Source organism: Exiguobacterium sp. KKT215, assembly GCF_055635335.1.
Window position 1 is genome coordinate 819,918 of record NZ_CM145756.1, and the last position, 22,474, is coordinate 842,391.

General features: G+C 55.5%; 23 protein-coding genes. 12 read left to right on the forward strand and 11 right to left on the reverse strand.

Annotation, left to right across the window (positions count from 1 at the left end; all coding sequences use genetic code 11):
• Positions 1–88: 88 nt before the first annotated feature.
• Complete coding sequence (locus ACZ2GZ_RS04355; protein ID WP_214715970.1) at positions 89–718, forward strand: DUF4352 domain-containing protein; 630 nt, start codon at positions 89–91, stop codon at positions 716–718.
• Between the two features lie 106 nt (positions 719–824).
• On the opposite strand, the gene ACZ2GZ_RS04360 is transcribed toward ACZ2GZ_RS04355, so the two are convergent.
• From ACZ2GZ_RS04360 to ACZ2GZ_RS04395, 8 genes are all read right to left on the reverse strand, one after another.
• The gene (locus ACZ2GZ_RS04360) at positions 825–1,328 is read right to left on the reverse strand and encodes a DUF1572 family protein (protein WP_214715968.1); all 504 of its coding nucleotides are present in this window, start codon (positions 1,326–1,328) and stop codon (positions 825–827) included.
• A 280-nt stretch (positions 1,329–1,608) separates the two neighbouring features.
• The gene (locus tag ACZ2GZ_RS04365) at positions 1,609–2,274 is read right to left on the reverse strand and encodes a DUF2225 domain-containing protein (protein ID WP_131472870.1); all 666 of its coding nucleotides are present in this window, start codon (positions 2,272–2,274) and stop codon (positions 1,609–1,611) included.
• A 9-nt stretch (positions 2,275–2,283) separates the two neighbouring features.
• Positions 2,284–2,727: a YaaR family protein gene (locus ACZ2GZ_RS04370; protein ID WP_131472869.1), complete on the reverse strand. Its 444-nt coding sequence runs from the start codon at positions 2,725–2,727 to the stop codon at positions 2,284–2,286.
• Positions 2,728–2,748: 21 nt separating this feature from the next.
• The gene (locus ACZ2GZ_RS04375) at positions 2,749–3,573 is read right to left on the reverse strand and encodes a flagellin N-terminal helical domain-containing protein (RefSeq protein WP_131472868.1); all 825 of its coding nucleotides are present in this window, start codon (positions 3,571–3,573) and stop codon (positions 2,749–2,751) included.
• Positions 3,557–3,937, reverse strand: a complete 381-nt coding sequence (locus tag ACZ2GZ_RS04380; protein WP_214715966.1) for a flagellar protein FliS — start codon at positions 3,935–3,937, stop codon at positions 3,557–3,559. The genes ACZ2GZ_RS04375 and ACZ2GZ_RS04380 overlap by 17 nt, the downstream gene beginning before the upstream one ends.
• Entirely contained in the window at positions 3,934–4,224 is a 291-nt protein-coding gene (locus ACZ2GZ_RS04385; protein WP_131472867.1) for an EscU/YscU/HrcU family type III secretion system export apparatus switch protein, read from the reverse strand. Before ACZ2GZ_RS04385 ends, ACZ2GZ_RS04380 begins: the two co-directional genes overlap by 4 nt.
• Positions 4,225–4,233: 9 nt before the next feature.
• Entirely contained in the window at positions 4,234–5,898 is a 1,665-nt protein-coding gene (locus tag ACZ2GZ_RS04390) for a hypothetical protein (RefSeq protein ID WP_251135317.1), read from the reverse strand.
• Between the two features lie 90 nt (positions 5,899–5,988).
• Entirely contained in the window at positions 5,989–6,483 is a 495-nt protein-coding gene (locus tag ACZ2GZ_RS04395; protein WP_029595033.1) for a competence protein ComK, read from the reverse strand.
• 273 nt (positions 6,484–6,756) lie between these two features.
• On the opposite strand from ACZ2GZ_RS04395, the gene cspD reads away from it, so the two are divergent.
• The 11 genes from cspD to ACZ2GZ_RS04450 all read left to right on the forward strand — a co-directional run bounded on the left by cspD (position 6,757) and on the right by ACZ2GZ_RS04450 (position 19,101).
• Entirely contained in the window at positions 6,757–6,954 is a 198-nt protein-coding gene (cspD, locus tag ACZ2GZ_RS04400; RefSeq protein ID WP_021065411.1) for a cold-shock protein CspD, read from the forward strand.
• Between the two features lie 313 nt (positions 6,955–7,267).
• The gene (gene hpf / locus ACZ2GZ_RS04405) at positions 7,268–7,828 is read left to right on the forward strand and encodes a ribosome hibernation-promoting factor, HPF/YfiA family (RefSeq protein WP_021065412.1); all 561 of its coding nucleotides are present in this window, start codon (positions 7,268–7,270) and stop codon (positions 7,826–7,828) included.
• A gap of 141 nt (positions 7,829–7,969) precedes the next feature.
• A complete protein-coding gene (secA, locus tag ACZ2GZ_RS04410) occupies positions 7,970–10,492 on the forward strand; it encodes a preprotein translocase subunit SecA (RefSeq protein WP_131472865.1) in 2,523 nt (840 codons plus the stop codon).
• Positions 10,493–10,546: 54 nt separating this feature from the next.
• Complete coding sequence (prfB, locus tag ACZ2GZ_RS04415; RefSeq protein ID WP_021065414.1) at positions 10,547–11,647, forward strand: peptide chain release factor 2; 1,101 nt, start codon at positions 10,547–10,549, stop codon at positions 11,645–11,647.
• Positions 11,648–11,708: 61 nt separating this feature from the next.
• Positions 11,709–12,566 carry a YitT family protein gene (locus ACZ2GZ_RS04420; protein WP_131472864.1) on the forward strand — a complete coding sequence of 286 codons (858 nt, stop codon included), beginning with the start codon at positions 11,709–11,711 and terminating at the stop codon, positions 12,564–12,566.
• A gap of 107 nt (positions 12,567–12,673) precedes the next feature.
• Positions 12,674–13,006: a cytochrome c551 gene (gene cccB, locus ACZ2GZ_RS04425; RefSeq protein WP_029595036.1), complete on the forward strand. Its 333-nt coding sequence runs from the start codon at positions 12,674–12,676 to the stop codon at positions 13,004–13,006.
• A gap of 433 nt (positions 13,007–13,439) precedes the next feature.
• Positions 13,440–14,126, forward strand: a complete 687-nt coding sequence (gene ftsE, locus ACZ2GZ_RS04430) for a cell division ATP-binding protein FtsE (RefSeq protein WP_021065417.1) — start codon at positions 13,440–13,442, stop codon at positions 14,124–14,126.
• Positions 14,116–15,018, forward strand: a complete 903-nt coding sequence (gene ftsX / locus ACZ2GZ_RS04435; protein WP_131472317.1) for a permease-like cell division protein FtsX — start codon at positions 14,116–14,118, stop codon at positions 15,016–15,018. The genes ftsE and ftsX overlap by 11 nt, the downstream gene beginning before the upstream one ends.
• Positions 15,019–15,048: 30 nt before the next feature.
• Positions 15,049–16,422 (forward strand): murein hydrolase activator EnvC family protein, encoded by a 1,374-nt coding sequence (locus ACZ2GZ_RS04440; protein ID WP_214715963.1) that lies wholly within the window; start codon positions 15,049–15,051, stop codon positions 16,420–16,422.
• Between the two features lie 98 nt (positions 16,423–16,520).
• Entirely contained in the window at positions 16,521–17,924 is a 1,404-nt protein-coding gene (locus ACZ2GZ_RS04445; RefSeq protein WP_214715961.1) for a S41 family peptidase, read from the forward strand.
• Between the two features lie 40 nt (positions 17,925–17,964).
• Entirely contained in the window at positions 17,965–19,101 is a 1,137-nt protein-coding gene (locus ACZ2GZ_RS04450; RefSeq protein WP_214715954.1) for a PDZ domain-containing protein, read from the forward strand.
• A 41-nt stretch (positions 19,102–19,142) separates the two neighbouring features.
• Here the strand turns inward: ACZ2GZ_RS04450 and glpK are convergent, their stop codons facing one another.
• The 3 genes from glpK to ACZ2GZ_RS04465 form a co-directional block, all read right to left on the reverse strand.
• On the reverse strand, positions 19,143–20,660 hold the full coding sequence (glpK, locus tag ACZ2GZ_RS04455; RefSeq protein ID WP_029595040.1) for a glycerol kinase GlpK: 1,518 nt from the start codon (positions 20,658–20,660) through the stop codon (positions 19,143–19,145).
• 30 nt (positions 20,661–20,690) lie between these two features.
• Positions 20,691–21,398: an MIP/aquaporin family protein gene (locus tag ACZ2GZ_RS04460; protein WP_029334585.1), complete on the reverse strand. Its 708-nt coding sequence runs from the start codon at positions 21,396–21,398 to the stop codon at positions 20,691–20,693.
• A gap of 101 nt (positions 21,399–21,499) precedes the next feature.
• On the reverse strand, positions 21,500–22,384 hold the full coding sequence (locus ACZ2GZ_RS04465) for a sulfite exporter TauE/SafE family protein (RefSeq protein WP_214715952.1): 885 nt from the start codon (positions 22,382–22,384) through the stop codon (positions 21,500–21,502).
• Positions 22,385–22,474 lie beyond the last annotated feature (90 nt).

Consider the following 22,474-nt stretch of genomic DNA (forward strand, 5'->3'; position numbering starts at 1 on the left):
CTGCGCATTTTCTTACAACGGTCAGGCTAGACAATCCAGTATGCTCATCTTATCAACTACCACTCACACGAAAAGGGAGAGAATGAAGATGAACATGAAACGATACGGATTGATCCTCGCTTTACCTTTAACACTGCTTGTAGGCTGCGGGGAAGCCGATGAACTGAAGACGACGGCAACCGATACGGAGGAAGTCGTCGAGGCTGAAACGACGGAAGAACCGGTGGCAGAATCAACAGAAGATGCAGAAGTGCAGGAGAGCGAACTCGGGTCGAACCATATCTATATGAAGAACAAAGCGCTCGATATCAAAGAGACGTTCGGCTCCGTGAACTTCGCCATCGATAAAGTCCAGACGTCACGACTGACGGTCAATGAGACGTATCGAGATTCGTTTGACGGACAGGAAGAAGTGACGGTTGTCGCGATGAATGTCATCGTCGAGAATACGATTGATGACACCATCAGTTTCCATCCGAACCAAGCGACGCTCGTGACAAATACGGGAGAACAAGTGTCAGCCGACTTGTGGTTCTCGGATGACGTTGGCGGCGAGTTCCTCGGAAAAGTGAAAAAGGAAGGTAACGTCCTCTTCTTCGTCAAGGCAATGCCAGAAGAGTTGGCTGACGTGAAAGTCGTCATTGACGGACCGGCGGACGCGAACTATGAGTCGATTGGGGAATCCCGCTACGAATATACGATCAACGTCGAGAAATAAAGGATGGCCACTCCAGGGAACTGGTGCGGCCATTTATGTGTGTGAAATCCATGGTGATTGTAGCGTGTGGAATCATCCTTGCCATCGTCGTCTTGTTCACGAGACGTCAGTCGTTACGCTGGTGCGGCAACGGAATCGTCAACACGTTCCAGTTCTCGCCGGCGAATATTTTCGCGAGAAAGACAATCTGTCCGACATGATAGCTGTAGTGCGACACTTGCTTCTCGATCGCCCAGATGACGGTCTTCTCTTCGCCGCGGATGAAGACGGTCTTGCCGAGGTCTTCCGGCGTGAGGCTGACTAAGACGTCGTCCAACAGTTGCCAACGTTCGTCCCATGTCGCCATCAGTTCGGCGCGTGACTGTTGTTGGTCCTCGAACTCGGCGTCACGGTTCCGGTCCGGCTTCTCGCCGTCCGTCGTCAAAAAATCGGTCCAGCGTGACTTCATGTTGTTCGAGATGTGTTGCACGATGACCGCGAGCGAGAGCGTGTCTTTCGCGAGCACGCGATGTATGTCCTCATCGTTCACTTGCTTCAACGCGTCTTCGGCGAGCTGTTTCTGTTCCTGAAAAATCGAGCGTACCGTTTCGATATAGCGGGCTTCAAACATGGGATGACCTCTTTTGGATTCCTACTAACCATACCCCAATCTGTACGTGATAAAAATAATAGTAAAATAGCGAAATCCGAATTATAATGAAAATGAACCGTGCAAGACGCCACCGCGCGATCGGTTCTTGGATGCCCTGTTTAGGTTTTGACATGATTCATGTCGCGTATATCTCCTTTCGGTTTGGGGGTTCATCCGTAACAGAACCGACCGCGTTTGTCCGTGAGTGGATGAGCGCGGTTTTTTTGTATGCGAAAAGGGAGAGCCGCGGCTCTCCCTTTTAAGCGTGTTCGATTCGAAAATCTTCCCAGTGTGACCGGGCCTGGGTCCGGATCCGCTCCGACACTTCCTTGCTGCCGAGCAAGATGCCGTACCAACGCCGTGCGTCCTCATACAGACCGAGCGCGGCCGACAAGTCGGCAATCCGCAGCATGAGCTGGTCGTACGGGAGGCCGGTCCGGATTTGATCCGTGTACGCCTCCTGCACCTCGTTGTACTTGTCGAGCGTCCGCTTCATCCATTCCTTCTCAGACGCCTCGTTCCCCGTCAGGCGATACATCCAGACGAGCCGCATGCCGAGCATGGCGACGACGGACGGCTTCTGGCCGCTCAATTGGGCCGTCACGACGGCGAACTTATAGAGCCGGATGACGTGCTCGGCCGAACGGTCACCGTTGAGCGCCTCGGCGTTGACGCGGTCGAAGTAGCCCGACTCGAGCGCCTCGCGATTGTTTTTCCGTACCTTGTCAAACGAGTCATGGAAGACGAGATGACAATGACTGCAGACGGTCGGCTCATAAAAGTACGGGTTGGCGCCATCGTACGTCGTATAGCCGTCCTTCGCGACTTCCTGCGGCCGGATGTGGCGCGACAGCACGCGCGGCGTCTCGCTCTGTTTCAAACAATACGGACACTTCACTTTTTTCGAAAAGATATGTTCTGCCATTGTCTCACCTCACACGTATACGTTGACGAGCAGGCCGCGAATCTCACCGACTTGGTCGAGGAGCGACAAACGTGACGCCTCGCCCGAGATGACTTGATCGGTCAAGGCGAGCAGCTTCTGGTCGACCTGTTCGACAATCTTATAAATCTTGGCGCGGCCGCGGCGGTTGAAGCCGCGTTTGTCCTCGAGGCGGAGTGCCGCGTCGACGGCGTCTTTCATAAAGTCTTTAATGAGTTGCTTATATTCAGCGAGCGACTCGACCGTCTGGCTCTCGGCGAGGAGCTCGCCTTTCTCGTGGATGGCCGCGATTTGGCGTTGGAAGCGCTCGTGCTCGCGGTCCTCCCGCTTTTGACCGATGACGTTCTGGAACGAGACGCCGGGCTCGGTGTCAGGGCGTTTCGCCTTACTGGCGCCGTGAAGCGACTGCGTCTCCATGATGCGACGAATGTCCATAGGGATCCGTCCTTCCTTAAGTTAGTTCAACAATTGTAGCACGCCTTGCGGCAACGCGTTCGATTGGGCGATCATCGCCATGCCGGATTGGTTCAAGATGTTGAGTCGGGCGAAGTCCATCATCTCACGTGCCATGTCGGCGTCGCGGATGCGTGACTCGGAAGCCGTCAAGTTCTCAGACCCGATCGTGACGACGCTCACATTCGCCTCGAGCCGGTTTTGGATGGCGCCGAGTTTCGAACGTTCGAGCGAGACTTTTTGAATCGCGGCATCGAACTTGGCGATGGCGTCATTGGCGCCACCTTGCGTCGTCACGTCAAGACCATCAATTCCGAGCGCGCCGGCGCGCATGTCGTCGACGTTCAAGACGACGCCTTCGCCGCTGCCGGCCCCGAGTTGGAAGAAGAGTGTCTCATTGCCGGCGATAAAGTCACCGTTCATGATCTTCTTCGAGTTGAACTCGGTCGTCTCGGCGATCCGGGTCACTTCATCCGTGAGGGCAGCAATCTCGTCTTGAATCGCCTTGGCGTCATCACCGCTCAGCGTCCCGTTCGACGCTTGGACCGACAGCTCGCGCATCCGTTGCAGGAGGGAATGGGTCTCGCTCATCCCGCCTTCGAGCGTCTGCGTGAGCGAGATGCCGTCGAGGGTGTTGCGTTCGGCCATCGACAGCGAGTCGAGACGGATGCGCATCTTCTCAGAGATGGCGAGCCCGGCCGCGTCGTCGGACGCCTTGTTGATGCGGACACCGCTCGAGAGGCGATCCATCGTCTTCTTCATCGTCGCCTGGTTGACCGTGAGCGACGAGTAGGCTTTCAGTGCTTGCACGTTATTGGTAATTTTCATAGCGGTTTCCTCCTGCCGGTACGGGCTTTAAACGAGCATTCTCGATTGCCTGGCCCCATGTCTGGTCGAGCTCGGTCGCGAGGCCGTGGAGCTCCTCGATTTTGTCCATATCTTGTTCGATTAACGCTTCAAGGCTCGATTTCGCCATATACAAGTAAAGCTCGTCGAGTTGGGCCGAGATGATACCGCCGCCGTCGTGAAGTCCTTGGTGGAGCTTCGCGAGCAGTTCGCGAGCTTGACGTAAATGGCGATTTCGTTCGGCAATCGTCGCCGTCCTGGCGTTTGCATAATGATAGACGAGCGCGTGGAGCATCGCTTGGGTCAGCTCTTCCGGGCTCATTTCGTATAGTCGATTCGAATTCATGATGGGTCTCCTTTGATGGTGTCGAGTTCTTCAATCAGTAATAGCACTTCGGCCATGACGTCATACAGTTGGGGCGGAATCGCGTCCCCGAGGTCGAGGTCGAGCAGGTGGCCAAGGAGCGAATGGTCATGTTCGATGGCGACGCCGCGTGATCTCGCCTCATCTAAGATTTTATCGGCGACGGCGCCCGTTCCGCGGGCGACAACGACCGGAGCGCGGTCAATCGTCTCATCATAGCGGACGACGGCGGCCGTCTTGCGTTTCGTCAAATCCATGCGTTGATACATAACAGCCTCCTAGATGCGGAAATCATAGCCGGTCGTCTCGAGCGTAGGACGCTCGGTCTCCGGTCGGTCCGCCTTCGTCAATGGGCGGAACTGGGTTGTGACACTGCGATAACCGATCGCCTCGAGCGTTGTCTCGATGTTGCCGAGTAGGGGACGCGCGAGTGCCTCGACGGTCGGGTCATCGTGTTCGAGCGTGAGCCGAAGATTCCGGTCGATCGCTTCGAGCTTGACGCCAATCTCGCCGAGCCGCGGCGTCTCGAGCCGGATATAGAGCACGCTGTTCTCCCAGTCGACGACGTCCCCGGCCTCCCGGTTTTGGATATGGACGTGAATGCCAGTGTCAATCTCTTGGACTTTCGCCGGCAAGGCGAGTATGAGCTGATGGAGCTGCCCACCGTCCAACCGGTTTAACGTCTGTTGGACTTGGAAGAACGAGGCGAGCCGTTGCGCTTCAGGTGTCGCCGCGTCGGGTTTCAATGACAACGTCGACGCCTGGACGCGCTGCGTCGTCTCTTGGATGACGCGGCCCGATAGGTTCGGGTCGACTTTGAACGGCGTGACGCGCGGCAGTTCGCCGGCGCGGGTCGCCTGGTGCGGGATATATTCGAGCCGGACGTGGTTCGGCACGTAGCGGAACTCGTTCAAGCTGGCGCGCACTTCTTTGATGAGCGCGGCGCTCTCGGCCGGTTTCGTCGACAGCAGCCCGAGGGCGACGTCGAGCTTCGCCGTCATCGCGACGAGCGCCTTCTCTTGGGTCGCGCTCGTATGTAACAAGGCGTCCGTCTTTTGGATGAGTTGCGTCAAGCGGGTCGACACCGTCTCGAGTGCGGGGCGTGCCTGATGCGGGTTCGTCTCGACGAGGGCGGCGACTTGGCCGAGCTGTTTCGTGACCGTCACTTGTTCGCTTCTAAACGTGTTCGTCACGTTCGCGAGATGTGACGTCACTTCTTTGACGAGCACCGGTCGTCCGAGGACGGGCGGTAACGCCTCGCGCGGTTCGATTCGCGTCGGGCGCGGCTCCGGCAACTCGTTGATGAGCCGGTCGACCGTCTCCGGTGTCGGCGTCAAACGTTCGCTGACGGGACGCGACAGATTGACGTGCTCGATGAACCGTTCTTTCTGCGGGTACGGCGCGCCAGGTGGCGGTGGTTTCATTTGTTGTCTCGCTTCATCTAATGACGCGACGGCGAGGTCGCGCGCGACATCACGCGGGAGCGTCGGCGCCTCGACCGTCTTCAGCCAGAGGACGGCATCGCGCATGTCGCCTTTAAAGACGGTCTCGAGCAGACGCACCGTGTCCTCGTTCATCGGCAGCCGTCCTGATTGGAGCAAACGGCTGACGGCACTCCGGACCTCGGGCGGGAGCGATGCGAGCAACGCCTGAATCTTCGTATCGAGTTTCACCGGTTGACCGCTCGGCATGTCCGGCGTCTCGGGTTCAGGTTTGACGACGATCGTCGCGATGAGCTGACCGTCTTGTTCGGCGAGCGTCAGTTGGAACGGGTTCGTCTTCGGGAGCCCGCCCTCGAACGTGACCTCGACTTGCTCGCCATTGATTTTGACGATCCCGGAGTCGGGGCCGGTCTGTTTGACGAGCTCGGCTTTATAGATGCGATTCGTCTGGATACCGGCTGTGACCGCGACGGCTGCGGTCATGGGGGCTTGGATTTGCATAGTTGTCACCTCGAACAATATATCGACCTCTTTTTCAAAAAGTGAAGCGAAACCGGCAGAAAAAAACCTCCCGTCGAATCGACGGAAGGGTCAAGAGTTGAGCGTTGCGCTCTGGTTTAATTGTTGGAACCGAGCGACGAGTTCGCCCGTCGCTTTCAATTGATTGCGGAGGACGTATGAGGTCGCGTTCGTGGTGATCCGGTGACCGTTCTGGGTGACGACCAAGCCTTTCGACTCGATTGGGTCACTCGTGATGTCACGGACGTGCGACCAGGCGTACCATTCACACTCAGGTCGCTTCGGGGACATCGTCGGGAAAAAGACGAGACCGGACGTCGGTTCGATGACGACTGGCACTTTGCCTTTGATGCCGGCGACACGCTTGGCGACGAAGATGCGCTCCTCAATCGAACTGCTGTACTGGCGGCATGAGAGCTGCAGGAGCTGGTAGGGCCGGAGTGGGGTCGTAATCTCGGAGCCGTCCTCGAGAATGACGCGCGATTGCGCGGACATCTCATAACAAGGCAGGATGGCCACCGTCCGCTTTGTAATACGGTACTTTTCCTCGGAATGGTAGGGGCGCATATGGCTGCACCGTCCTTTTCGTATTAGATTTTCAGGCTCGGCTCGCCCAAATGGCGTACAAACCTAAATCATCCCTTCCATGATATATCACAAAATATGTAAATTCAATATCTCTATATGAAAAGTAGGGAAATATAATTCCAATGTAAGCCAAAAGACGATTCATTTACAAAAATATGAGAAAGTGTTTGTCACGCTTCTAAGAAGGTGGTAAGATTACCGATAGAGGGAAAGCCTCTGTATTCTTCAATGGTGAAAGGAATGGATTTACACATGGTAGGTAAAGTAAAATGGTTTAACTCAGAAAAAGGTTTTGGATTCATCGAAGTAGAAGGCGGCAAAGACGTATTCGTACACTTCTCTGCAATCCAAACTGACGGCTACAAATCACTTGACGAAGGTCAAGAGGTAGAATTTGAAATCGTTGATGGCGAGCGTGGCCCACAAGCGGCTAACGTTACAAAATTATAATTTCAAGCCGTAAGCTGGTTCCCTCGTGGAGCCGGCTTTTTATTTTTCTTACATAGCGTCCTTCGAATCAAAATCGCGTTTAAGAACGGGCAGAACGGGTAGTTTCTTTTTATACCGCCGATTCAAGTTGAAGACGACGCAATCGGAACAAAATTGTCATTATTTTCTGATGATAACGTTTTCAAACGATTTGAATTCGGGGTATACTATAAATGAGCCACCTGGTTCCACTTTCTTTTCAGAAATGAAGCAGGAGATTCGGTCCAAATCGACGAATCATTGGGTCAAGCGGTTATTTTAAGGAGGAGTTCAGATGATTTATAACATTCGCGGCGAAAACATTGAAGTCACACCAGCTATTCAAGACTATGTCGAGAAAAAGTTGGACAAATTGACTCGGTATTTCACAACTCCTACGGATGCACAGACGGCTTACGTCAACTTGAAAGTGTACAACGAGAAGCAAAAGGTGGAAGTGACGATCCCGATGCCGAACTTGTTGCTCCGTGCTGAGGAAACAAACCTCGACATGTACGCGGCAATCGACCTCGTCGTCGATAAATTGGAGCGTCAAATCCGTAAGCACAAAACGAAACTCAACCGTAAATCACGTGCCAAAGATGGCGGTATCGGCGAGTACTTCAAGTCACTCGAAGGTCCTGAGGACGTGGTCGTCTACGACGAGGACGAGGCAGAACTCGAACTCGTGCGGACGAAGCGTTTCACGCTCAAACCGATGGATACGGAAGAAGCGATTCTTCAGATGGACATGCTCGGCCACAGCTTCTTCGTCTTCTCAGACGCAGAAACGGGCAACACGAACGTCGTCTATCGTCGTAAAGACGGGAAATACGGCTTGATCGAACCAGAATAATTCAACCTTGAAACCACACGGCCCTCCAATTCGGAGGGCCGTTTCGTTTGGCCTTTCCTTGAAAGCGAGGGTCACTTCGGTTAAACTGTACATTAGGGAAAAAACATGCATTTTTCAGTGAATGCAGAGGAGATAAAGCGTATGGCGAACTTTTTGAAAGATTTATTTGCTCCACAGAAACGAGTATTGAAAAAAGCAGAAAAAGCGGCCGACCTCGTCGAGTCGTTCGCCGAACCGATTAAGGCATTGTCTGACGAAGCACTTCAGGCGAAGTCGATTGAGTTCCGGGAGCGTTTGGACAAGGGTGAGACGCTTGATGATATCTTGCCAGAAGCGTTTGCGGTCTGTCGCGAGGCGTCTGAGCGTGTGCTCGGCATGCGCCACTACCGCGTCCAACTCATCGGGGGCTACGTGCTCCATAACGGTGACATCGCTGAGATGAAGACCGGGGAAGGGAAGACCCTCGTCGCAACTCTTCCGGTATATTTGAACGCGCTCACGGGCCGCGGCGTCCACGTCGTGACGGTCAACGAATATTTGGCCCGCCGTGACAAAGAACTCATGGAACCGCTCTACTTTGCACTCGGTCTTTCGGTCGGCCTCAACGTGTCGAACATGGACCGTGTCGAGAAGCAGGCGGCGTATAACTGTGACATCACCTACTCGACGAACAACGAGCTCGGTTTCGACTACTTGCGTGACAACATGGTCCTTTATAAAGAAGACCGTGTCCAACGCGAGCTCTACTTCACAATCGTCGATGAAGTCGACTCGATTCTCGTCGATGAAGCCCGGACCCCGCTCATCATCTCGGGTTCGGCCCAAAAATCGACAGAGCTTTACACACGGGCCGATGCTTTCGTCCGCACGCTCAAAATCGAGGACGACTACACGGTCGACGTGAAGACGAAGTCGGTTCTCCTCACGGACAAAGGGGTCGACCTCGCCGAGAAGTTCTTTGGCATCGACAACTTGTTCGCGATCGAGCACGTCTCGGTCAACCACCACGTCGGGCTCGCCCTTCGTGCCAACGCCGTCATGCATCATGACGTCGACTACATGGTCCGTGACGGCCAAGTCATGATCATCGACCAGTTCACCGGTCGGGTCATGGACGGACGCCGCTACTCGGAAGGGTTGCACCAGGCGATCGAAGCGAAAGAAGGCGTCGAGATTCAGCGTGAATCGATGACGCTCGCGACGATCACGTACCAGAACTACTTCCGTATGTATGAGAAGCTGGCCGGGATGACCGGAACGGCGAAGACAGAGGAAGAAGAGTTCCGTAACATTTACAACATGCAGGTCGTGACGATCCCGACGAACAAACCGATCCTTCGGGAAGATCGTTCGGATCTCATCTTCAAGTCGATGGACGGCAAGTTCAAAGCCGTCGTCGAAGAAATCATGGCAGCCCACGCGACGGGACAACCGGTCCTCGTCGGGACGGTCGCCGTCGAGACGTCGGAGCATTTGAGCAAGCTTCTCTCGAAGAAGAAAATCAAACACGAAGTCTTGAACGCGAAGAACCACGCCCGTGAGGCCGAAATCGTCGAGAACGCCGGCCAAAAAGGCTCGGTCACGATCGCGACGAACATGGCTGGACGCGGAACCGACATCAAGCTCGGCGAAGGCGTCATCGAACTCGGTGGCTTATATATCGTCGGGACCGAGCGCCACGAGTCGCGCCGGATCGACAACCAGCTCCGGGGACGGGCCGGACGTCAAGGAGACCCGGGTAAATCCCAGTTCTACTTGTCACTCGAAGATGAGCTCATGCGCCGCTTCGGGACGGACAGCCTCCAGAACATGATGGAGCGCCTCGGCATGGACGACACGCAACCGATCGAGAGCCGCATGGTCTCGAAAGCGGTCGAGTCGGCCCAGAAACGTGTCGAAGGGAACAACTATGACGCTCGGAAACAGCTCCTCGGTTACGATAACGTCATGGCCGACCAACGGAAAGTCATGTACAAAGACCGGGCCAGCATCCTCGAGAATGAATCGGTCACGGACATCGTCCGTTCGATGATTCAAGAGACGGTCGAGACGGGCGTCGCGCAATATACGCCGCTCGAGCTCGTGCCGGAAGAGTGGAACATCGATGAGCTCGCGCACTGGGCCAACCAGACGCTCGCCCTCGAGCAGCCGGTCGAAGGCAAGGACTTCTACGGCAAAGAGCGCGAAGAGATCATCGAGCTCTTGAACGAACGCACGACCGCGCAGTATGAGGCGAAACGCCAACTCGCGCCGCCGGAACGCTTCAACGAGTTCGAGAAGATCATCGTGCTCCGTGCCGTCGATTCACACTGGATGGCACACATCGACCACATGGACCAACTCCGTCAAGGGATTCACTTGCGTGCCTACGGACAGAACGACCCGCTCCGCGAGTATCAGGCGGAAGGCGTCAACATGTTCGATGCGATGAACGTGGCCATCTCCGAAGAAGTGACCGGCTTCGTGCTTCGTGCCGAAGTCGGTGACAACCTCCGACGCGAGAAAGTCGTCGAGGAGGAAGTGGCGGTGTCTGGCAAGGACGACACGCCGCTCAAGAAAAAGCCGGTCCGTCGCACGGAAGACCAACGGCTCGGGCGCAATGACCCGTGCTGGTGTGGTTCAGGCAAGAAGTTCAAAAACTGCCACGGCAAACAACAGGCTTAATTTTGAAAGAGGCGAGTCCGCTCGCCTCTTTCCTACGGAAAGGTGACCTACACTATGGAAATTTCAGATATTCGCAACGAACTCGAGGCGATGGCGAAACGCCTCGAGAATTATCGCCAATCGCTCAACCTGACAGAGAAGCAGGCCCGCATCGCCGAGCTCGAGAACGAGATGACGTACCCAGACTTCTGGGACAGCCAAGAGAAGGCTCAGAAAGTCATCGACGAGTCGAACGCGCTCAAAGCGATGGTCGACAAATACCAAGAGCTCGCCGATGGGCATGAAGACGGCGAAGTCACGCTCGAACTGATCAAAGAAGAGCCGGACGCCGAGATGCAAGGTGAATTAGGAGAGATGGTCACGGCGCTCAAGGCCGATTTCGACGCGTTCGAACTCGAAATCCTCTTGAACGGACCGTACGACGCCAACAACGCAATCCTCGAGCTTCACCCGGGGGCGGGCGGTACCGAGTCTCAAGACTGGGCCTCGCTCCTGCTTCGGATGTACCAACGCTTCGCGGACAAGCAAGGCTGGAAAGTCGAGACGGTCGACTATCTGCCGGGCGAAGAAGCCGGCGTCAAGTCGGTCACGCTCCGCATCGTCGGGCATAACGCCTACGGCTACTTGAAGGCGGAGAAAGGGATTCACCGTCTCGTTCGCATCTCGCCGTTCGATTCGTCGGGCCGCCGCCATACGTCGTTCGTCTCGTGTGACGTCATGCCGGAATTCAATGACGACATCGAAATCGAAGTGAAGACCGAAGACCTCCGGATCGATACGTACCGCGCGTCAGGCGCCGGCGGTCAGCACATTAACACGACTGACTCGGCCGTCCGGATCACGCACGTGCCGACGGGCGTCGTCGTCTCGTGTCAAGCTGAGCGTTCGCAAATCAAGAACCGCGAAGCAGCGATGAAGATGCTCAAGGCAAAACTGTATCAACGTGAACTCGACGAGCAGCAACGCAAGCTCGATGAGATTCGCGGCGAGAAGACAGACATCGGTTGGGGCAGCCAAATCCGTTCTTACGTCTTCCACCCGTACGCGATGGTCAAGGACCACCGCACGAGTTATGAAGTCGGGAACACGAGCGGCGTCATGGATGGCGACATCATGGGCTTCATCGACGCTTACCTCCGCAAGACAAATATGTGATGCAAGTGGCTCAAGGACTGACGTCTTTGGGCCACGTTGTATGTAGAGGAGAAAACCTTTAATGAAGCAAATCGTCAAAGACTATATCTATTTACTGACCGGGTCCGTCTTCGTCGCCACGGCGTTCAGTTTGTTCCTATTGCCGAACAACCTCGCCTCGGGCGGCGTCAGCGGGATCTCAATCATCACGTACGAGCTGTTCAACATCTCGCCAGGGGCGTTCCAGCTCGTGTCGAACGTGTTGCTCCTCCTCGTCGGCTGGATGATTCTCGGGCTAGGCTTCGGCGTGAAGTCACTCGTCGGGTCGATTTTTTTACCGGGCGTGATCTTATTTTATGAAGCGATTGACGCGGGTGCGGCCGTCAATGACACGCTGCTCGCGGCCATTTTTGGCGGGGCGGGCGTCGGCATCGGTCTCGGGCTCATCTTCCGGGGACGGGCCTCGACCGGGGGAATGGATTTGCTCGCGCAAATCTTACATAAGTTCACCCACATCCCGCTCTACCTCTGTATCGCCATCCTCGACGGGGCGGTCGTCCTCGTCGCTGCTGTCACGTTCTCGTTCACGACGGGACTGTATGCACTTATCGCCTTGTTCATCACGATCAAGATGATCGACTTCGTCCAGCTCGGCTTCACGCAGGACAAGATGGCGTATGTCATCTCAGAGAAACGGGACGTCATCACGCGCGCCGTCTTCGATGAGCTCGATCGGGGCGCGACGGAGATTCAAGCAATCGGGGCGTACTCGCGACTCGAGCGTCCGATGCTCCTCGTCGTCGTCCGCCAGAACGAAGTGAGCCGGCTGAAAGAAATCATTCGCCGCATCGATCCTGATGCGTTCCTCATCTTCAGTGAGGCGCACGAGGTGATGGGGCAAGGGTTCACGTCGGACAAACGCTATATCAACGTTCCCTAAGTTGTGGAATCTTTGTGTATTTTTCGTGAGTTAGGTTAGAAAGCGGTTCATAACGGCTATAATGGTAAAAGTAGGTTATTTCTACAACTTAGGAGGGGAACCCTATTATGAAGAAATGGATGATGGCGATTGGACTTGGCGCCATGCTCACGCTCGGTGCGTGCGGCGGTGGCGATGAAGAAGAGTCGACGAGCAACGGGGACGGCGCCAACACGGCGTCGGTCGACGCGGAAGCGGTCTACGCACAAAACTGTGCGGCATGTCACGGTGCGAATCTAGAAGGAATGAGCGGTCCGAAACTAGCGGACGTCGGTTCACGTCTATCAGCTAGTGAAATTGAAGAAGTCATCAAAAACGGGAAAGGCGCTATGCCTGCGAACGTGATTGAGGACGAAGAAGAAATCACGGCTGTCGCCGCTTGGCTCGCCGAGAAAAAATAATCATGGGGAACCACGAGGAGACTCGTGGTTTTTTTGTTTCCTTCAATCTCGACTGAATCTGGATCGTCAGTGATTGAAGCAAGGGAGTCGTGAACGCGGATAGCTTTTGAATGTGCGTTTCATTATCTGTGTCCGAGTCGTGAAATCTGTCTTCAACACGACAATTTCACACCGAACTCAATCCAACTGAAACATTCCTGTAATGGTTATTTAAAAGTCCGATTGCTATAATTGAAGGCGCTTGAACTATATTGCCTGTCGCCTTTTTGGGTCAGGTTGGCACGAACAGGGTCCCTTGACAGGACGAGTGCTTATCGTGTAGAACAGAGGCTAGACGAAAATATTCACTTAACTAACTAATCCAGTCTTCGTCATAGATGCATGAAACGTGATAGATGCATAAAAAATATATAAAAAGGGTAGGGAATACGTTATGATCTCGATGCAAAAAGTCAGCAAAGTATATCCAAACGGCGTCGTCGCCGTCGATGACCTCGAGTTAGAGATTCAAGACGGCGAGTTCTTATACGTCGTCGGACCATCCGGCGCCGGGAAATCGACGTTTATGAAGATGATTTATCGGGAGGAGAAACCGTCGAGCGGTCTTCTTTTGATTGACGGGATTGACGTCGGCAAGTTGAAAAACCGCCACGTCCCGAAATTACGCCGTCAACTCGGCGTCATCTTCCAAGACTATAAGTTGTTACCGTCACTCACGGTATATGAGAACGTCGCGTTCGCTCTCGAAGTCGTACAGGCCGACACGAACACGATGCGCAAGCAGGTCATGGACGTGTTGAACCTTGTCGGACTGAAACACAAGGCGCGCAACTATCCGGATGAACTATCGGGTGGGGAGCAACAGCGTGTGTCGATCGCTCGTGCCATCGTCAATAAGCCAAAGCTCATCATCGCCGACGAGCCGACGGGTAACTTAGACCCGGACACGGCTTGGGGCATCATGGAAGTGTTCCAAGAGATTCACCGTCGCGGTGCAACCATCGTCATGGCGACCCACAACCGTGATATCGTCGACAAGATCCGCCATCGCGTCATCGCGATCGAGAACGGGAAAGTCGTACGCGATGAAGAGAAAGGAGCATATGGCTATGATATTTAAAAGTGGATTACGTCATCTGCGCGAAGGGTTCAAGGGAACACTACGCAACGGTTGGATGACATTCGCGGCCATCAGTGCCGTTACCATCACCTTGTTACTCGTCGGGGTATTCGCCCTCGTCATGTTCAACGTCAATGAGATTTCAGAGAACGTCGAGAGCGACGTCGAGATTCAAGTATTCGTTACCCGGACCGCGGAGGAAGCGAACGTCGAGAAGCTCGGTGAGAACTTAGAGCAGATTCCAGGCGTCGAATCGGTCACGTTCAGCTCGAAAGAGGATGAACTGGAGAACTTCCGCAACCAACTTGGGGAAGATGCGAACGCCTACGGGACGGTCGAGAAGGACAACCCGCTCCACGACCGCTATATCGTCAAAGCGTCAGACCCGCTCAATACGGAGAAGGTCGCTAATTCGGTGCAGTCACTTGATAACGTCGATAAGGTCACATATGGACAGGACTATATCGACAAGATGTTCGCCTTCTTCAACGGGATTCGCATCGGCGGACTTGCGTTGATCGTCGGTCTCACGCTCATGGCGATGTTCCTCATCTCGAACACGATCAAGATGACGATCTTCTCACGCCGTCGCGAAATCGAGATCATGCGTCTCGTCGGAGCGAAAAACAGCTTCATTCGCTGGCCGTTCTTCATCGAAGGACTTCTCCTCGGTGTATTCGGTGCGCTCATCCCGATCGCCGTCATCTACTTCGGTTATGACGTCGCATATAGTGCTTTACAACCATCGCTAGATCAACTGAATAGTGATATATTTAAATTGATTGATCCATCGATTTTGACGACGCAAGTGTCACTCGTCCTCTTAGCGCTCGGTGCCTTCATCGGGATCTGGGGTTCGACGACATCGCTCGGTCGATTCTTGAAAGTCTAATCTAATTTAAATATGAGGAGGAGTTGGCGGATGAAACGTTCGCTTGCGCTTGGATTAAGTTTGACGCTACTTGCCTCGCCTGTATGGGCGACGGAGAAAGACACGCTGAAAGCACGACAAGATCGTTTATCCAATCAATTGGAGGAATCCAAGAAAGCGCAAGACGAGACGGACGCCGAGCTCGAAGTCACCGAGGCGGAACGTGACGCGGTCACGACAGAAATCCGTGCGGTCAATGAACGTCTCGAAGGCTTAAGTGAACAGATCGCCGTCCAACAGGAAGAAGCGGACGCGGCGCGCACCGAGCTCGAGGAAACCCGTGATCAACTCACTGCCCAAGGGCAGTACCTCGAAAGCCAGAAGGCGCTCCTTAGTGAGCGTCTTCGTGTGCTTCAAGTACATGAGGACCAGTCCTATCTCCAAGTCGTCTTCGAGTCCCGTTCATTCGGAGACTTCGTAACGCGGCTCTTGACCGCGCAGACGATCGCCGATCAGGACCGGGACCTCATACATAGTTACATGAGTGAAGTCGAGCGGCTCGAAGCGCTCGAAGCACGGCAGCGGACCCAGCTCTCGTTCCTTAAACAGAAAGAGCGGGAACTCGTCGTGACGAAACAGGCGCTCGACGTCGCCGCCGAACAAAAGCAGGGTTTGTTGTCGGAACTGAACGAACAAGTCGAACTACTGGAGCTTGAGAAGATGAGCCGTGAAGAAGAACAGGCGCTCATGAGTGAGCAGAGCCGGATCATCGCCGGTCAACTCGAAGCAATCGCCCAAGCGGAGCGGGAAGCCGCCGCCCGCGCCGAGGCCGAAGCGAAGGCCAAGGCACAAGCAGAAGCGCAGGCAAAAGCCGAGGCAGAGGCGAGAGCACGAGCTGATGCCAAAGCGGAAGCGGACAAGCGGGCAGACGACAAAGCGCCAACCGCCCCAGCGCCTGCTCCAACAACCCCACCGCCTGCGGAAACCCCGACGAACGTGACGGGACCGGCGACCTCGTTCGTGCGGCCGGTATCCGGCTACGTGTCGAGCCCTTTCGGCCCGCGGCAAAACCCGCTCACGGGCGTGGCGGAGTCGCACCGTGGCATCGATCTCGTCAATGCGACCGGGACACCGATCGTCGCGGCGGCACCAGGCATCGTCATCAAGGCGGCCCGGGCGACCGGTTACGGCAACGTCGTCTTCGTGTCCCATATCGTCGGCGGGGAAGTATGGACGACCGTCTATGCCCATCTCGACGCGATTACGGTCACGTCGGGGCAAACGGTCGGAGCCGGACAGACCGTCGGCACGCTCGGCAGCACGGGCTGGTCGACAGGCCCGCATCTCCACTTCGAATTACATCGCGGACAATGGGCGCCAGGGCAACCGAATGCGGTCGACCCGGGTCCATACATCGGTTACTGATGAGACGGACGTGTTCCAAATTTCTGGAACACGTCCGTTTTTCTGAACTTTTTGCTATACTGGATGAAAGACTGACAAAGAGAAATGAGGGACTACCCGTGAAAAATACAACCGCAGGATTACTAGCCGGTGCCACGTTCGTCGCCGGTGCCGGTGCTGGGCTCGCGACGATGGCGTTCACCGATGCGCCGTTACCGCTCCAACCGAAAGCGGAAGGCTGGGACAAAGTCGACCAAGTCCGACAATTGATCGAGACGCATTCGTTAAAGGATATCTCGGAAGAAGACTTGTTGACCGGTGCCCTCGACGGGATGACGGGAGCGCTCGACGACCCGTACTCGGACTTCCTCGACGCCGAAGAGACGTCACAGTTCACTGACTCGATCGAGTCGAGCTTTGAAGGAATCGGCGCGACTTTGGAGAAGAAAGGAGAAGACATCTTAATCGTCGCTCCAATCAAAGGCGCACCAGCCGAAGCAGCGGGTCTCCGGGCCGGAGACGTCATCACGGCGGTCGACGGGGAGTCGATTGAAGGGATGGCCGTCGAAGAGGCGGTCCAACTCATCCGGGGCGAGAAAGGGACCGTCGTCACGCTCACGATCCGTCGCGGGGGCCAAGAGGCCGACTATGAGATCACACGTGACACGATTCCGATCGAGACCGTCAACTCGGAAGTGAAAGAACAGGACGGCCAGAAAATCGGCTATATCGAGGTGACCCAGTTCTCTGAGCCGACGGCCGATGAGTTTTTGGAGCAGCTTGAGACGCTCGAGTCAGAAGACATCGATAGCCTTATCATCGACGTGCGCGGGAACCCGGGTGGCTTGCTTCCTGCCGTCATCGAGATGACCGAAGGGTTCGTCCCGACGAATAAACCGGTCGTCCAAATCGAGAACGCGGACGGGGAACGCGAGTCGCAGAGCGGCCGCGCCCGAGAAGCGAAGCCGTACGACTTGTTCGTCTTGACGGACGAAGGATCGGCGTCGGCATCTGAGATTTTGGCCGGGGCGCTCAAAGAAGGGGCCGGTGCCACGATTATCGGCAACAAGACGTTCGGAAAAGGGGTCGTCCAGACGGCGTTCGATTTAGAGGACGGCAGCAACTTGAAGCTGACGACGAGCAAATGGCTCACGCCGGACGGCAATTGGATTAACGAGAAAGGCATCGAGCCGGACGTCGAGGTCAATCAACCGGATTACTTCGGGGTGAACCGCATCCTCGCCGACACGGACTCGCTCAAAGTCGGCGACTACGGCGAGGCGGTGTCGAATCTGCACACGGTCTTGTCGGGCATCGGCTATGAGCCGGGCGGACAGCCAGGATATTACGGCGACACGATGGCCCGCGCCGTCAGCGACTTCCAAGCCGACAACAATTTACCGGAAGACGGGGTCGTCAATGAGGCGACGGCGTCGGCGCTCGAGTCACGCTTGCTCGAGGTGATTCAAGATGAGGCGAACGATGCCCAATTGAACCGTGCGCTCGAAGAAGCTGCAAAATAAGGATTAGGGAAAGGATTGGACAAGTGTGGACGTTCTACGAATGAGTTTTACTGCTTTGTTGACCTTGATCGGTAGTCCGCTACTCTGGGCGACGCTCGTCGCCCTCGCTTACATATCAATGACGCGCATCAAACGGGAGCGGGGCATGTTCCGCTCACGGCGACGTTCGCCGAAGTCGGACTGGCGCCATTTTGTATGGCCGAGCCTGTTGCTCGCCGTCATCGGTTCAGCCGCATTGATTTTGCTCGAGACGACCGTCAACTGGGAATGGCTCGTGACGTTCAGCGTGCTGTATGCGCTCATCGTCTTGACGATGCACCCACGTTTCAGCAGCCCGGCGTTCCCGTTTTTGATCATGCTGACGGCAGTCGCGCTTCGTGACGTCATCGAGTATGGCGGACTGACAGGGTGGATGGATCGATTGGCCGAGGTCGACTGGCCGGTGTATGCGCTCGTATTCGGTGTCGTGACGCTCGCGGAAGCGATTCTCTTACGGTGGAACGGTCCGGTCGAGACGTCACCGACGCTCATCTTGTCCAAACGAGGCCAATTCATCGGCGGACACGTCGTCAAACGGCTTTGGTTCTTCCCGCTTGTCATCTTCTTACCCCCGTCCTTCGGTCTCGACGGTCCAGTACCGGTCATCTTGCCGATTCCAATCGGGGTCAGCCTGTTATCGACCGGGGCCTTGCCAGGGACGCTCCTCGGTCGCCTGAGCCTGTATCGCGGCTTGCTCGCGCTCGTCGCCCTCGGTTTGTTCGGGGCTTCCTACGCCATCGACGTGCCGTATGCGGCCTACATCTTGCTCGGTCTGTTCGTGTTGTATGAGTTGGCGCTACAACTCATCAAGCGAGAGAACTGCGGGACGACACCAGTGTTCATCAACGGCAACCGAGGAGCGGTCATCATCGATACGCTCCCGGGCTCACCGGGCGAGGCGATGCAGCTCATTCCGGGCGAATCGATCTACAAAGTGAACGGGACCATCATCACGGGCGGGAGCAGCTTCTATGAGGCGCTCCAGTTGCATAAACCGTACATCAAGCTCGAGGTGCTCAACTTGAACGGAGATATCCGTTTCGTGCAACGGGCGATGTACGAGACCGATCCGCACGAGCTCGGCATCTTGTTCGTCGCTGAGCCGGCGAGCCCTCGTCTGCGGTTACGGAAACTATAAAAGGGAGCATCCTTGGCGGATGCTCCCTTTCGTGCGTTCAATTAAAGTTCAAGTTTTGATGGTTTGAAGCCCATTGTCGCTTCGACGGCGTGTTGCCAGCCTTTATACAGATTTTCGCGGTGTGCTTCGTCCATCTTCGGTTCGAACTGATGGTCGAGTTTCCACTGCTGTTTGATCTCTGCTTGGTCTTTCCAGAACCCGACGGCGAGACCGGCGAGATAGGCGGCACCGAGAGCCGTCGTCTCGCTCACTTCAGGCCGTTCGACCGGCACGTCCAAGATGTCCGCTTGGAACTGCATGAGGAAGTTGTTGTTGACCGCACCGCCATCGACGCGGAGTGTCTTCAACTCGATGCCAGAATCTTGTTCCATCGCCGTCAAGACATCGCGTGTCTGATAGGCGAGTGACTCGAGCGTCGCCCGGACGAAATGTTCTTTCTCCGTCCCGCGCGTGAGGCCGAAGATGGCACCACGGACGTCCGAGTTCCAATACGGGGCACCAAGTCCGACGAAGGCAGGGACGACGTAGACGCCGTCTGTCGTTTCGACGCGGTTGGCGTACTGTTCCGTGTCTTTCGCCGACTTGAGCATACGGAGTCCGTCACGGAGCCATTGGATGGCCGAACCGGCGACGAAGATTGAACCTTCGAGCGCATATTCGACTTTACCGTTGTATCCCCACGCGATCGTCGTGAGCAGACCATGGTCCGACTTGACGGCTTCTTCGCCCGTGTTCATGAGCATGAAGCAACCTGTTCCGTACGTGTTCTTACCTTCTCCTGACTCGAAGCAGGCTTGACCGAAGAGGGCAGCCTGTTGGTCACCGGCCGCACCGGCGATCGGAACTTCGAAGCCGAAGAAGTGATACGGGATCGTGTTGGCGTACACTTCACTCGACGGTTTGACTTCCGGGAGCATCGACTTTGGTACCGTCAAGATCTCGAGCAACTCATCGTCCCATTTTTGCTCATAGATGTTGTACATGAGCGTACGTGACGCGTTCGAGTAGTCCGTGACGTGGGCGTGGCCGCCTGACAGTTTCCAGATGAGCCAAGTGTCGATCGTTCCGAAGAGGAGGTCACCGGCTTCGGCTTTCTCACGGGCGCCTTCGACGTTGTCGAGGATCCATTTGACTTTCGTGCCTGAGAAGTAGGCGTCGATCAAGAGACCAGTTTTATCGCGGAACAAGTCGGCATGACCGGCTTCCTTCAACTCATCACAAATACCGGCTGTTTGACGCGATTGCCAGACGACGGCGTTATAGACCGGACGTCCTGTCGACTTCTCCCAGACGACAGCCGTTTCCCGTTGGTTCGTGATTCCGATGGCCGCGATCTCTTTTGGATCGATATCAGCCGACCCGAACGCCTCGGCCATGACGGCGAGGACAGAACCCCAAATCTCGTTAGCGTTATGCTCGACCCAGCCCGGTTTCGGGAAGTATTGTTTGAACTCACGTTGCGCGACTGTGACGATTTTCCCGTCATGGTCGAAGATGATGGCCCGTGAGCTTGTCGTTCCTTGATCAAGTGCTAAGATATAACGTTTTTCTTTCTCCATATGAGAGTGCCTCCTTAGAAATTAGAAAGATTATGGGACAAGAATGCCGTAAACCAATGCGGCGATGACCGCCCCGATGATTGGTCCGACGACCGGGATCCATGAATAGCCCCAGTCCGACGTCCCTTTGCCTTTGATTGGAAGAATCGCATGCGCAATCCGCGGCCCGAGGTCACGTGCCGGGTTGATGGCATATCCCGTTGTACCACCAAGCGAGAGACCGATCGAGACAACGAGGAAACCGACGATGAGCGGATTCAAGCCGTCCGTGAACGTGTTGGCCCCGAATGACAAAATTCCGAAGACGAGGACGAACGTACCAATGATTTCCCCGATCAAGTTGAACGGCGTGCTACGAATCCCTGGTGCGGTCGAGAAGGTGGCCAGTTTGGCACCTGGATCGTCGGTCACATCATAGTGCGGTTTGTAGTGCACGAACACGAGGACGGCCCCGATGAACGCCCCGATAAACTGTGCCAAGATGTAGGCTGGCACATCAGCCCAAGGGAATGAGCCTGCTGTCGCGAGCCCGACCGTGACGGCAGGGTTCAAGTGCGCCCCTCCGTAGATTCCGGCTGCGTATACCCCGATCATAACGGCGAAGCCCCAACCGAACGTGATGACGACCCAACCTGCGTTCTCCGCTTTCGAATGACGGAGCACGACGCCGGCGACGACACCGTTACCGAGCAAGATGAGTAGCATTGTACCAATAATTTCGCTGACGAATGCTGACATGTGATACTCCCTTCCTTCCATATTAAATTTGGCTTACCACTTCATTATATGCCCCAAATGTAAGCGTTTCAAAACCGTATATGCAAAAAAAGCCACTTTTCTTATGAAAAGTGGTTTTGATTGACAATACGCCGTCTGAAGTCGAGTCCAATCCCGACAAGAAAAGCGAGCAGGACCGCCAAACTGACGTACGCGAGCGGCGCATAGACGGCGGCACCAAGATCGAGCGCGATCGAGGTGATGACGGCCATATATAACCAGGCGAGTCGGTTAGAGATCTCTTTATCGTGATAGCGATTCGTGAGCGTGGCGCCGAACGGGGCTCCGATGAAAGCGCCGATGACCAACGCGAGCGGCGTCACGTAGTCGAGCGACAGCGACGGGAGATAACCGACGAGTCCGCCGAGCGAGATGAACAGGACGGCAGCCAGGCTCGTTCCGACCCCGTGATGTGTCGAGAATCCAAGCCAACTGACGAGGAGCGGGACGATGATGAAACCGCCACCGATACCGAGTAGCGCCGACAACAGCCCGGCCATCATCCCGATGACGAGGGCGGCAAGTAGCGATGATTTTTTCGGCTTCTGCGGTTTCGATGTTTTCTTTAATAGCGTAACGGCAAAATAAGATAGGATAGCCAGATAAAATAGATTGAGCAACCAGTCGTACGTGCCCGAGATCGAGAGGACGAGCCGGCTCGACAGCTGAGCCGTGACGGCACCGGCCAAGCCGACCGTGATGCCTGTCAACCAGGACACGTTGCCGAGCGACGTATGTTTCTTGGCGCCGGACAGGCTCGTCCCGACGACGAATAGGAGCGACGTGGCGACGGCCTCGGCCGCCGAATATCCACTAAAGAGCAACACTGGGACGATGATGACCCCGCCGCCGATGCCGAAGAAGCCGGACAAGGCGCCGACGACGGCACCGAGCGGGATAAAGAGAAGCGACCACATGACGACCAACTCGTTTCTGTTTAGATTCACTCTCCATGATAACGAAAAGCGGAACGATTTGGGAAGCGTGTCAGAAGCGAATATTTGTTCGTGTATGTGATATAATCAAGCCAATATGCA